The organism is Micromonospora sp. DT178, assembly GCF_049841695.1.
Classification (GTDB): domain Bacteria; phylum Actinomycetota; class Actinomycetes; order Mycobacteriales; family Micromonosporaceae; genus Micromonospora.
Genome location: NZ_JBNCKV010000011.1, coordinates 149,416 through 161,490 on the forward strand (window position 1 = coordinate 149,416; position 12,075 = coordinate 161,490).

The 12,075-nt window shown below is 75.6% G+C and carries 11 protein-coding genes; 7 read left to right on the top strand and 4 right to left on the bottom strand.

Annotated features, from left to right (window positions below; all coding sequences use genetic code 11):
• Positions 1-14 precede the first annotated feature (14 nt).
• On the bottom strand, positions 15-1,103 hold the full coding sequence (locus tag ACLQ22_RS21555; protein ID WP_425693891.1) for a DUF4037 domain-containing protein: 1,089 nt from the start codon (positions 1,101-1,103) through the stop codon (positions 15-17).
• A gap of 114 nt (positions 1,104-1,217) precedes the next feature.
• On the opposite strand from ACLQ22_RS21555, the gene ACLQ22_RS21560 reads away from it, so the two are divergent.
• Together ACLQ22_RS21560 and ACLQ22_RS21565 are read left to right on the top strand one after the other, a co-directional pair.
• Positions 1,218-1,445, top strand: coding sequence for a hypothetical protein (locus ACLQ22_RS21560; protein WP_425693892.1), 228 nt, complete (start codon positions 1,218-1,220; stop codon positions 1,443-1,445).
• A 52-nt stretch (positions 1,446-1,497) separates the two neighbouring features.
• On the top strand, positions 1,498-2,418 hold the full coding sequence (locus ACLQ22_RS21565) for a 5'-3' exonuclease (protein WP_425693893.1): 921 nt from the start codon (positions 1,498-1,500) through the stop codon (positions 2,416-2,418).
• Between the two features lie 52 nt (positions 2,419-2,470).
• Here ACLQ22_RS21565 and ACLQ22_RS21570 read toward each other — a convergent pair whose 3' ends face one another.
• Together ACLQ22_RS21570 and ACLQ22_RS21575 are read right to left on the bottom strand one after the other, a co-directional pair.
• Positions 2,471-3,355: an MHYT domain-containing protein gene (locus tag ACLQ22_RS21570; protein WP_425693894.1), complete on the bottom strand. Its 885-nt coding sequence runs from the start codon at positions 3,353-3,355 to the stop codon at positions 2,471-2,473.
• Positions 3,356-3,520: 165 nt separating this feature from the next.
• Entirely contained in the window at positions 3,521-6,346 is a 2,826-nt protein-coding gene (locus tag ACLQ22_RS21575; RefSeq protein WP_425693895.1) for a DEAD/DEAH box helicase, read from the bottom strand.
• 86 nt (positions 6,347-6,432) lie between these two features.
• Between ACLQ22_RS21575 and ACLQ22_RS21580 the strand changes: the two genes are divergently transcribed.
• Positions 6,433-7,206, top strand: coding sequence for an HAD family hydrolase (locus tag ACLQ22_RS21580; protein ID WP_425693896.1), 774 nt, complete (start codon positions 6,433-6,435; stop codon positions 7,204-7,206).
• 60 nt (positions 7,207-7,266) lie between these two features.
• Entirely contained in the window at positions 7,267-7,977 is a 711-nt protein-coding gene (locus ACLQ22_RS21585) for a TetR/AcrR family transcriptional regulator (protein ID WP_425693897.1), read from the top strand.
• A 15-nt stretch (positions 7,978-7,992) separates the two neighbouring features.
• Here the strand turns inward: ACLQ22_RS21585 and ACLQ22_RS21590 are convergent, their stop codons facing one another.
• Positions 7,993-8,928 (bottom strand): diacylglycerol kinase, encoded by a 936-nt coding sequence (locus tag ACLQ22_RS21590; RefSeq protein WP_425693957.1) that lies wholly within the window; start codon positions 8,926-8,928, stop codon positions 7,993-7,995.
• 276 nt (positions 8,929-9,204) lie between these two features.
• Here ACLQ22_RS21590 and lanKC point away from each other — a divergent pair, with 276 nt between their 5' ends.
• The 3 genes from lanKC to ACLQ22_RS21605 form a co-directional block, all read left to right on the top strand.
• Positions 9,205-11,805 (top strand): class III lanthionine synthetase LanKC, encoded by a 2,601-nt coding sequence (gene lanKC, locus ACLQ22_RS21595; RefSeq protein ID WP_425693898.1) that lies wholly within the window; start codon positions 9,205-9,207, stop codon positions 11,803-11,805.
• A 6-nt stretch (positions 11,806-11,811) separates the two neighbouring features.
• Positions 11,812-11,931 carry a SapB/AmfS family lanthipeptide gene (locus ACLQ22_RS21600; protein WP_089003486.1) on the top strand — a complete coding sequence of 40 codons (120 nt, stop codon included), beginning with the start codon at positions 11,812-11,814 and terminating at the stop codon, positions 11,929-11,931.
• Positions 11,932-12,032: 101 nt separating this feature from the next.
• On the top strand, positions 12,033-12,075 hold a 43-nt coding region (locus ACLQ22_RS21605; protein WP_425693958.1), incomplete at its 3' end, for a hypothetical protein.

Consider the following 12,075-nt stretch of genomic DNA (forward strand, 5'->3'; position numbering starts at 1 on the left):
CGGCCGGTCCGGTGTCAGCCCGGTTCGTGCGCCGCCACCGGCAGCGCGGCGGCGAGCCGGCGGGCACGGTGCGCGTGGGTCAGCACGTCCACGCTGTCGACGTACTGGTCGACCGCGCCGAGGGGTGCGCGTGCGCGCAGCGCCGGATCGGTGATGGCGGCGCGCAGCGCGGCGGCGACCCGACCGGCGTCCAGGACCAGGAACGGCCGTCCGTGGAACGGCCGGGGCCGGGCGCGCACCGGGGCCGCGAGGCCGGTGTCGTCGGTCCGGGCGGCGAGGGCCTCCAGCGCCCGGACCAGCCCGTCCTCCCGCCGGCGCCAGTCGCCGGGGCCGAGCGCGTCGGCCAGGGCCGCGACCAGGGGCGCCGCGTCGGGCAGCCGGGCGAACAGCGCGCCCAGCCACTTGTCGTACGGGGGCCAGCGGCGGTGCAGCAGCAGGCCGAGCCGCATCAGGTCGCGGGCCAGCCCGGCGGTGACCACCCGGCTGCCGAGGTCGTCGCCGGTCTCGGCGCAACGGCCGGGCAGGTGCTCGGCCTGGGCGACGCGGGTCCACGCGGCGGCGAGCACGTGCCGCCACACGTCGTCCGGGTACCACGCCAGCGCCGCCCGGGCCCCGGTCAGCGCGCCGTCGAGGCCGTCGTGGAAGACCCCGCCGCCGGTCACCTCGGCCAGCCGCTGCGTCGGCGTGGCCAACCAGTCGGCCGTGGTGACGCCGGCGGCCGGGTCGAAGCCCAGCCGATCGCGCCACCAGCCGCCCAGCTCGTCGATCGTGACGCCGTGGCGGCTGCCCGCCGGGTCGGCGACCCCCAGCCGGCCCTCCCCGGTGAAGCGGGTGGGCCAGCCGAGGAACTCCGCCGGCAGGTCGGCGTCCAGCGCCGCGCGCAGGTGCGGGATCCGGGCCGCGTCGGACGCGGCGACGAAGAGCTGCCCGCGCGGCCCCCAGTCGTGGTCGGTGGAGCGCGGGGTGTCCAGCCCGAGCAGCTCGGAGCCGCCGTCGAGCAGGCCGGCCGCGTAGCGCAGGCCGGGAAGGCGGCGTCGCAGGATCGGGGCGAGCACCTCGTCGTGGAACCGGCGGCCGAGCGTCAGGCCCGCAACGAACGTCACACCGGCAAGTCTGCGCCCCGCAGCGGCGGGCCCGCAGCCCGGTTCCGCCGCCGGCGGCCGTACGCGCCGATAGGCTCGGCTCGTACGGGTCGCCGACGGAGAGGACCGACCGCCGTGGCAGCGACGGACCGGGAGCGCGCCGCGACCCGACGCCGCCGGCTGCTCTGGGCGGGCATCCTCGCCGTGGCGGGCCTGGTGCTGCTGGCCGTCGGCCTGACCGTCGCCGACGGCACGGCGGCGTGGATCGAGGTGGCGGTCGCGATCGTGCTGCTGCTCGCCAGCTACGGCCTGCAGTACGTGGTCCGCCGCGAGACGTTCCACCGCGACCACGAACGCCCCTGACCGGCCGCGCCGTGCCCCCTGATCGTCGGTGGCATGTGCCAGGCTGTCGGGCGTGGCACAGCGACCCCCGATCCTGCTCATCGACGCGCCCAGTCTCTACTTCCGGGCCTACTTCGGCATACCCGAGTCGGCGGCCCGGGCCGCCGACGGCAGCCCCGTCAACGCGGTGCGCGGCTTCCTCGACATGCTGGCGAGCCTGATCCGCACCCGCCGGCCCGACCGGATGGTCTGCGCGATGGACCACGACTGGCGGCCCGACTGGCGGGTGGCGCTGCTGCCGTCCTACAAGGCGCACCGGGTGGCCCCCGAGGGCGGCGAGGTGGTGCCCGACACCCTCAGCCCGCAGGTCCCGCTGATCCTGGAGGTGCTCGACGCCGTCGGGATCGCCCACGTCGGCGCGGCCGGCTACGAGGCCGACGACGTGCTCGGCACCCTCGCGGTGACCCAGCCGGCGCCGGTCGAGGTGGTCTCCGGCGACCGGGACCTGTTCCAGCTCGTCGACGACGCACGCCCCGTGCGGCTGCTCTACGTGGGGCGGGGCGTGGCCAAGCTGGACGACTGCGACGACGCCGCGGTGCGCGCCCGCTACGGGGTTCCGGCGGACCGCTACGCCGACTTCGCCGCCCTGCGGGGCGATCCCAGCGACGGACTGCCCGGCGTGGCGGGCGTGGGCGAGAAGACGGCCGCCCGGCTCGTCGAGCGGTACGGCGACATCGCGGGCATCCTGGCCGCCCTGGACGAGCCGGGTTCCGGCTTCGCCCCCGGGCTGCGCACCAAGCTCACCGCCGCGCGAGACTACCTGGCCGTCGCGCCGCAGGTGGTCCGGGTCGCCCTCGACGTGCCGCTGCCCGAGCTGGCCACCGAGCTGCCGACCGCACCGGCCGATCCCGACCGACTGCTCGAGCTGGCCGGCGAGTGGAACCTGGCGGGCTCGGCACGCCGCCTGGTCGACGCCCTAGCGCAGCGGTCCTGACGCCGCCCGCCGTGCCGGGGCCCGGCGGGCGGCGTCGACCCGCTGGAACGGGTCAGCGCGGCGGGTTGCCCCGGCGGGACGGGAACGGGGTGCCCGGCTGGCCGAGTGTGGACCGGGCCCGCAGCCCCACCGGGTCCGGCGCCGGCGGCGGCGACGCCTCGGCCGGCTCCTGGCCCCGCAGGTCGTCGAAGTACGCGGTGGCGGCCCGGTCCTCGGCGGTGGGGGCGGCCAGCAGTGCGTAGACCAGCCCGACCACGCCGAACACCACCGCGAGGATGATCGGCACGAGCAGGGTGCTGACGCCGGCGCCGGACACCTCGCCCTGCCCGGCGTGCCGATGCACCGACATGGCGCTCATCCCGGTGAAGTGCATGCCGTTGACGGCCACGCCCATCAGCAGCGCCGAGCCGACGATCGCCAGCCCCCGGCGGACGGTCATCGCCAGCCAGAGCGCCACCGTGGCCGCGACCACCGCGATCACGACCGAGAGCACGACCCGGGTGGTGTCGTAGTCGATCCGGCCGTTGAGCCGCATGGCCGCCATGCCGGTGTAGTGCATCGCGGCGACCCCCGCGCCCGTGAACAGGCCCCCGGCGAGCAGCCGCACGGCGGAGAACCGCCCGGTGCCGACGATGGCCAGGCCGATGCCGACCGCGATCACCGCGATCATCGCGCTGGCCACGGTGATCGGCACGTCGTACCGGATCCGGGTGCCCTGGACGGCGAAGCCGAGCATCGCCATGAAGTGCATGGTCCAGATCGCGGTGCCGCCGATGGCCCAGGCCGCCAGAGTTCCCCACCAGGCGCGCTGGCCCGCGCTGCCCGCGGTGCGGATGCGGATCGCGCAGATCAGGCCCAGGGCCGAGCCCAGCACCGACAGCGCGTAGCTGAGCGCGGGGGTGATCCACCCGTACTCAAAGTGATTGATCTCCGCCACGGCGGCCTTCTCCCAGATCGATCCACCGACGCGCGATCTCGCGCCGGAGCAATGATCAGGGATGCCGCTACCAGGCACGACGGCACCCCCCGGACAATTCGGGGGGTGCCGTCGCGATGACTTTGCGATGCGTCGATTTCGATGTCCGGTGACGGACAGTTACGGTCAGGCCGGGGTGTGGTAGGCCAGCACGCCCCGGTTCACGGCGCCGATCGCCTGCCGGGCGGTCGACCTGAGCTCCGCCGAGGCGCCGCCGGAGTCGGCGAGCTGGCCGAGCAGGTCGACCACCTGCCGCGCCCAGCGGACGAAGTCACCGGCCGGCATCTCGCCGTCGATCTCGTGGCCGCTGCCGAGGACCTTCGCCAGCGCTTCCCCCCGCGCCCACCGGTAGACCGGCCAGGCGAAGCCGAGGTCGGGCTCGCGGGTGACGGTGAGGCCGCGGGCCGCCTCGTCGGCCTCGATCTCGCTCCACAGCTTGAGCGTCTCGTCGACCGCCTCGGCCACGGGGCCGCGCGGCAGCGACGCCCGCTCGTCGACGTCGCGGCGGGCCTCGAAGACCACCACGGAGACCGCCGCCGCCAGCTCCGCCGGGGAGAGCCCGTCCCACACCCCGCGCCGCAGGCACTCGGCGACCAGCAGGTCCGCCTCGGTCCAGATCCGGCCGAGCATCCGGCCGGCGTCGGTCACCGCGCCGTCGGGCGTCAGGTAGCCCCGGGCGGTGAGCAGCGCCACGATCCGGTCGAACGTGCGGGCCAGCGAGCCGGTCCGGCCGGCCACCCGCTGCCGCAGCTCCTCGGTGTCGTTCTCCAGGCGGCGGCGCCGCTCCGCCCAGCGGGCGTGCTCCTCGCGGTCGGGGCAGGCGTGGCAGGGATGCCGGCGCAGCTCGGTGCGGAGCTGGCTGAGCCGGTGGTCCTCGCCGACGGCCTGCCGGGACCGGCCGCCCCGGCGGCCGCCGTGCCGGTCCAGCCCGGTGCCGCTGACCTCGGCGGCCAGGTCGCGCCGGGCCGCCGGGGACCGGTGGTTGAAGTGCTTCGGCACCCGGATGCGCGCCAGCACCTCGGCCGGGGCGGTGAAGTCCCCGGGGCTGACCCGGCCCGCCCAGCGGTCCTGGGTGAGCACCAGCGGCCGGGGCTCGCCGAAGCCGCCGGTGGCCGGGTCGAGCACGACGGCCAGGCCGGCCCTCCGGCCCGACGGCACCCGGATCACGTCGCCGACCCGCAGCCGCTCCAGCGAGGCCACCGCGGCGGCCTTGCGCTGGCTCTGCCCCTGCCGGGCGATGGCCCGCTCCCGCTCGCCGATCGCCACCCGCAGCGCGAAGTACTCGTCGAAGTCGCCGTGGTGGCAGGCCGCCTCCACGCCGTACGCCTCGATGGTCTCGGTGTTGCGCTGCACCTGGCGGGCCAGGCCGACCACCGAGCGGTCCGCCTGGAACTGGGCGAACGAGGACTCCAGCAGCGCGCGGGCCGGCTCGGCGCCGACCGTGCCGACCAGGTTGACCGCCATGTTGTACGACGGCCGGAAGCTGGACCGCAGCGGGTAGGTGCGGGTGGAGGCGAGACCGGCCACGTGCCGGGGGTCGGTCTCCGGGGACCAGACGACGACGGCGTGCCCCTCGACGTCGATGCCCCGCCGGCCGGCGCGGCCCGTGAGCTGGGTGTACTCCCCCGGCGTCAGGTCGACGTGCGCCTCGCCGTTGTACTTGACCAGCCGTTCCAGCACGACGCAGCGCGCCGGCATGTTGATGCCCAGGGCGAGCGTCTCGGTGGCGAAGACCGCCTTGACCAGACCCCGGACGAAGAGCTCCTCGACGACCTCCTTGAACACCGGCAGCATGCCGGCGTGGTGGGCGGCCAGGCCGCGTTCGAGGCCGTCGAGCCATTCCCAGTAGCCGAGTACGGTCAGATCCTCGCCGGGGATGGCGGTGACCCGCGACTCGACGACGCGACGGATCTCGGCCCGCTCGTCGGGGGAGGTGAGCCGCAGGCCCGCGGCGAGGCACTGCTGCACGGCCGCGGCGCAGCCGGCGCGGCTGAAGATGAACAGGATCGCCGGCAGCAGCCCCTCCCGGTCGAGCCGGTCGACGATGTCGGGGCGCATCGGGCCGCGCCAGCGGGGCCCGCGCCGGCCGCCGCCGGGGCCGGCGCTGCGCCCCTCGCCGAGTTCCAGCCGGCGCATGGTGTCGCGGGTGTAGCGCAGCAGCTCGGGGTGCACGTCGTGCTTGCGGGCGGCGTCGGCGTCGTGGAACAGGTCGAACATCCGCTTGCCGACCAGCATGTGCTGCCACAGCGGCACCGGGCGGTGCTCGCTGACCACCACGGCCGTCTCGCCGCGCACGGTGACCAGCCAGTCGGCGAACTCCTCGGCGTTGGACACGGTGGCCGACAGGGAGACCAGGGTGACCGAGGCGGGCAGGTGGATGATCACCTCTTCCCACACGCCGCCGCGGAACCGGTCGGCGAGGTAGTGCACCTCGTCCATCACCACGTAGGCCAGGCCGTCGAGGGTGGCCGAGCCGGCGTAGAGCATGTTGCGCAGCACCTCGGTGGTCATCACCACCACCGGGGCGTCGCCGTTGATGGCGTTGTCGCCGGTGAGCAGCCCGACCTGCTCGGCGCCGTAGCGGTCGACCAGGTCGTGGTACTTCTGGTTCGACAGGGCCTTGATCGGGGTGGTGTAGAAGCACTTGCGCCGGCGGGGTGGGGCGCCCCCGTCGCCGGCCGCGGGCGCCGTCGCGTCGCCGGCCGCCGTGCCGCGCGCCGGCGTGCCGCGCAGCGCCAGGTGCACGGCGAACTCGCCGACCACGGTCTTGCCGGCGCCGGTCGGGGCGCAGACCAGGACGCCGCTGCCCCGTTCCAGAGCCTGGCACGCCTCCCGCTGGAAGTCGTCGAGATCGAACCCCAGATCGAGGGCGAACTCGTCCAGTGCCGGGAACTGTGAGGCCTGCGCGGCCCGGCGGCGCGCCGCGGCGTACCGCTCGGCGGGGCTCGACATGCCTCCAAGATTAATGCGTGCCGCCGACAGCCACCGGACAAGGCCGACCGGCAGTGGGGTCGGAGGCGGTCGGTAGGGTGCACGACGTGCCGGATCATGCCGAACCGCCCCACGCCTCGCGCGGCGCCGACGACGCCGTCCGCCCGGGTCCGTCCCGCCGGCCGGTGGAGGCGGTCCTGCTCGACTTCCACGGCACCCTGGCCCAGGTGGAGGAGCCCCGGGACTGGGTGCTCGCGGCCGCGGCCGCTTGCGGGGTGACCCTGGAGCGGATGCGGGCCACCGCGCTGGCCGACCGGCTGCTGACCGCCGGCCGGGCGGGTGGGCCGCTGCCGACCCGGGTGCCGCCCCGGCTGACCGAGCTCTGGGCCGACCGGGACCTCTACCCGCACGCCCACCGGGGCGCCTACACCGGGCTGGCCGAGACCGTGGACGCGGGCATCGAGGGCTTCGCAGAGGCGCTCTACGAGCGGGTGCTGGTGCCCGAGGGCTGGGTGCCCTACCCGGACACCGCCCCGACCCTGGCCGCGCTGCGGGCCGGGGGCGTCCGGGTGGGCGTCGTCAGCAACATCGGCTTCGACATCCGGCCGCACTTCGAGGCTTGGGGGCTGGCCGGGCTGGTCGACGCGTTCGTGCTCTCGTACGAGGTGGGGCGCTGCAAGCCGGACCCGGGGATCTTCCTGCGCGCCTGCGGGATGCTCGGCGTCGACCCGGAGCGGACGCTGATGGTGGGCGACACCCCGGCCGACGCGGGGGCCGTCGCGGCCGGGTGCGCGGTGCTGGTGCTGCCGGCCGCCGAGGCGGGCCGGGCCAACGGACTGGGCGCCGTGCTGGACCTGGCCGGCGTCGAGAAGCAGAGCTAACGGCACGCCGACAGCGCCGTTAACACGCGGCGCTAACGCGAAGGCGTTATCGTCGCTGCCATGATCACCGAGACGTCGCCGCGGGACCGGATCGTCCGGGCCGCCGCCGCGCTGCTCGCCGAGGGTGGCCGGGAGGCCGTCTCCACCCGCGCGGTCAGCCGGGCGGCGGGGGTGCAGGCGCCCACGATCTACCGCCAGTTCGGCGACATGCGCGGCCTGCTGGACGCGGCGGCCAGCTACGGGTTCGCCGCGTACCTGCACGCCCAGGCGGCCGGCGACCTCGTCGACGACCCGGTCGACGACCTGCGCCGGGGCTGGGACCTGCACGTCGGCTTCGGCGTGGCCAACCCGGCGTTCCACGCCCTCATGTACGGCGACCCGCGCCCCGGCGAGACCCCGACCGCGGCCCGGGTCGCGGCCGACATCCTGCGCCAGCTCGTGCACCGGGTGGCCGAGGCGGGCCGGCTGCGCACGGGCGTCGACCAGGCGACCGAGATGCTGCACGCCAGCTCCTGCGGGGTCACCCTCACCCTGATCCGGACCCCGCCGCCGCAACGCGACCCGGCCCTGTCGACCCGCACCCGCGAGGCGGTGCTCGCCGCCCTGGTCACCGACTCCCCCGCCGCCCGGGCGACCTCCCGGGCCGACCGACCGGTCCGGCACGCGGTGGCGCTGCGCGCCGCCCTCGACACCCTCACCACCGACCTCACCCCCGCCGAACGGACCCTGCTGGCCGAATGGCTCGACCGCATCACCCGCACCCCCTCCTGACGCCGGGGCGGGAGATCAGCGGAGGAGGTGGAGGGCGGCGGGGGTGGCCGTGACCGTCAGGGGGAGGGGCAGGGCGCGCTCGCCGTCGGCGTACGTGGTGATGCCCTCGGCGCTCAGCTCGACCGTACGGGCGCGGTAGCTGCGCACCAGCGGATGCGTCACGTGGGTGCCCCGGTAGATGCGCGGCTTGACCCGCATCAGGGTGCGCCGGTCGAAGCGGCCGCCCACCACCACGTCGAGCAGGCCGTCGGTCGGGTCCGCGTCCGGACAGATCCGCATGCCGCCGCCGTAGCTGGCGCAGTTGCCCACCGCCACCAGCACGGCGTCCACCTCGTGCGCCACCCCGTCGAGGCGCAGCGTGTAGCGGCGCGGGCGCAGCCGGGCCAGTTCCACCAGGATCGCCAGGTCGTAGCGGCGCGGACCGCTCGGCCAGCGCATCCGGTTGGCGCGCTCGTTGACGATCGCGTCGAAGCCGGCCGCGAGCACCGCCCCGTACCACCGGTCCGCGCCGTCCGCTCCCGTCATCCGCGCCAGGTCCACCGGGCGGGTGCGACCGTCGCGCAGCGCTGCCGCGATCACGTCGACGGCGGCGAGCGGGTCGGCCGGGAAGCCGGTGTCGGCGGCGAAGTCGTTGCCGGTGCCGGCGGGCACCGGGCCGAACGGGACGCCCGTCCCCGCGATGGCCTGCACCGCGCGGTGCACGGTCCCGTCGCCGCCGACCGCGACCAGGGCCGACGCGCCGTCGCGCACCGCCGCACGGCAGGCCGCCTCGGCCTCGTCGGCGGTGCGCGCGTGCAGCGGGCGTACGGGCCGGCCGGCGGCCGCGAGCCGGTGCAGGACCTGCGGCAGCAACCCCCGGTGCCGACCCCGGCCCGCGGTCGGGTTGGCCAGCACGGCGACGGGCCCGACGCCGGCGACGGAGGGGTGATCGTCTGCGGTCACGGCGAGCACCGTACCGCCACCGGCCCGGGTGGGCGTACCGCCCGACCCCATGGCCGGCGAACCGCCGGCGGGCACCGCGCGCCCTCTGCCGGGCGTACCTGGCCAAGGAGCCTGCGGGCGCAACTGACATTTGTCACGGCCGACCCGTGCGGCACGCATTCGTCGTCATGACTGAACGCACTGGAGCCGCCATAGCCCGAACGGACAGACTCATGTCCATCGACAGGCCGGGGCCATCGGCCGAACGGCAAAGGCACCGACCGAACAGCGGAGGGAGTGGTCAGGGTGGACGAGCGCTACGACAGCTACTGCGCCGCCGACCGGCTCTTCTACGACTCCCTCGGCAGCGCGGTCGAGCAGCCCACCTTCGCGGCGGCCCAGCGGCCCGTCCCCGACGGTTGGCGCTCCGAGCCGCTCGACGACTGGCTGATCTACGCCCCGGAGGGTGGCACGCTGCCCCAGCAGGGCTGGAAGATCCACGTGTCGGCGACGCTCGACAACGCCGAGCGGGTGCTGGCCGCCGTCTGGGACTACTGCGTCCCGCGTGGACTGTCCTTCAAGTTCCTGCGCGGCCCGCGCACCCTGCTGCTGCGCAACTCCAAGTACGCCTCCCGGGCGGCCAGCGGCAAGTTCGTCACCGTCTACCCCCGCGACGACGCGGAGCTGGAGCTGGTCTGCAAGGAGCTCGACGAGCTGCTCGCCGGCGAGCCCGGCCCGTACATCCTCAGCGACCTGCGCCACGGCGCCGGCCCGGTGCACGTACGCTACGGCGGCTTCGCCGCGCGCTACTGCCACTCCCCCGACGGCCAGGTCGTCCCGGCGATCGAGGACGACACGGGCACGCTGGTGCCCGACCGCCGCGACCCGGTGTTCCACGTGCCGTCCTGGGTGACGCTGCCCGACTTCCTCGGCCCGCACCTGGCCGCCCGCAGCGCCACCAGCACCGACGAGGTGCCGTACCGGATCGAGAAGGTCATCCACTTCTCCAACGGCGGCGGCCTCTACGTCGGCCGGGACGTGCGGACCGACGCCCAGGTGGTGCTGAAGGAGGCCCGGCCGCACGCCGGTCTCGACGCCGACGGCACCGACGCGGTGGCCCGCCTGGCCCGGGAGGCCGACGCGCTGCGCCGGCTGGCCGACCTGCCGCAGGTGCCCCGGGTGCACGACGAGTTCGCCCTCGGCGAGCACCGGTTCCTCGCGCTGGAGTTCATCGAGGGCCGCGCGCTCAACAAGGTCCTCGTCGACCGGTACCCGCTGATCGACGCCGACGCCACCGACGCCGACCGCGCCGACTACACCCGCTGGGCGCTGGACGTGCACCGGCAGGTCGAGGAGGTCGTCACGGCGATCCACGACCGCGGCCTGGTCTACGGCGACCTGCACCTGTTCAACGTCATGGTCCGCCCGGACAACCGGATCGCGCTCGTCGACTTCGAGGTCGCCGCGCCCATCGACGGTCACCGCCGGCCGGGACTGCGCAACCAGGGCTTCGCCGCACCCCGGGACCGCACCGGTCCCGCCGTCGACCGGTACGCCCTGGCCTGCCTGCGGCTGGCGCTGTTCCTGCCGCTGACCCAGCTCGTCCGGCTCGGGCCGGACAAGGCCGCGCACCTCGCCGACGTGATCGCCGAGCACTTCCCGGTGCCGAGGGAACTCCTCGACGACGCCGTACGGGAGATCACCGGCGCCGCCCCGGCGGACGCCGGACCGGCACCCGACCTCACCGTCGACGTCGGACCGGCCCACCGCGACCGGCTCGCCCGGGCGATCCTCGCCAGCGCGACACCGGAGCGGGACGACCGGCTCTTCCCCGGCGACATCGAGCAGTTCCGCAGCGGCGGGCTGAACCTCGCCCACGGCGCGGCCGGCGTCCTGTACGCCCTGCACGTCAGCGGCGCCGGACGGTGGCCGGAACACGAGCAGTGGCTGGTCCGCCGGGCCACGGCGCCCGCCTCCGGCACCCGGTGCGGCTTCTACGACGGCCTGCACGGCGTCGCGTACGCCCTCGAGGCGCTCGGCCGCCGGCAGGACGCCCTCGACGTGCTCGACATCTGCCTGCGCCAGCCGCTCGACGGCCTGGACCACAGCCTCTCGGGCGGCCTGTCCGGGATCGCGCTCAACCTGGCCGAGCTGGCCGGGCGCACCGGCGAGACGGCCCTGCGCGACGCGGCCTGGCGGGCCACCGAGCGGGTGGTCGACCAGCTCGCCGACGACCCGGGGCCGGACATCAGCGGCGGACGCAACCCGTACGCGGGGCTGCTGCGCGGCCGGACCGGGCCGGCGCTGCTGCTGGTGCGGCTGCACGAGCTGACCGGCGAGCAGGCGCTGCTGGAGCACGCCGCCACGGCCCTGCGCCAGGACCTGCGCCGCTGCGTGGTACGCCCCGACGGCGCGCTGGAGGTCAACGAGGGCTGGCGCACCATGCCCTACCTCGGGCAGGGCAGCGTCGGGATCGGGCTGGTGCTCGACGAGTACCTGCGGCACCGCGCCGACGAGCGGCTCGCCGAGGCCAGCGCCGGCGTGCGCCGCGCCGCCCGGTCCCCGTTCTACGCGCAGTCCGGCCTCTTCGCCGGACGCGCCGGCATCGTGGCCTACCTGGCGGCGTACCCCGACGATCCGCAGCGCTGCCGCGAACGCGACGCCCAGGTGGCCCGGCTGGCCTGGCACGCCCTGCCCTACGCCGACGGCACCGCCTTCCCCGGCGAGCAGTTGCTGCGGCTGTCCATGGACCTCGGCACCGGCACCGCCGGCGTGCTGCTGGCGCTGGCCGCCGCGCGGCCCGACGCCCCGGTGAGCCTGCCGTTCCTCGCGCCCCTGGCGGGCGCCCCCGACTCCCCCGCCTCGGCGAGGGCGACCGATCCGACCGACCAGCACGGAAGGAGGTGACACGACATGGCGCTTCTCGACCTCCAGGGCATGGAGATGGCCCCCGCCGACCGTACCGGCGGTGGCAGCCGGGCGAGCCTGCTGCTCTGCGGCGACAGCTCGCTGTCCGTCACGACCTGCAACTGAACCGAACGCCCTCACCGGCGACGTCAGGGCACGACCACCCGATAGACCAGCACAGAAGGAGATGACTCGACATGGCGCTTCTCGACCTCCAGGGCATGGAGATGGCCCCCGCCGACCGTACCGGCGGTGGCAGCCGGGCGAGCC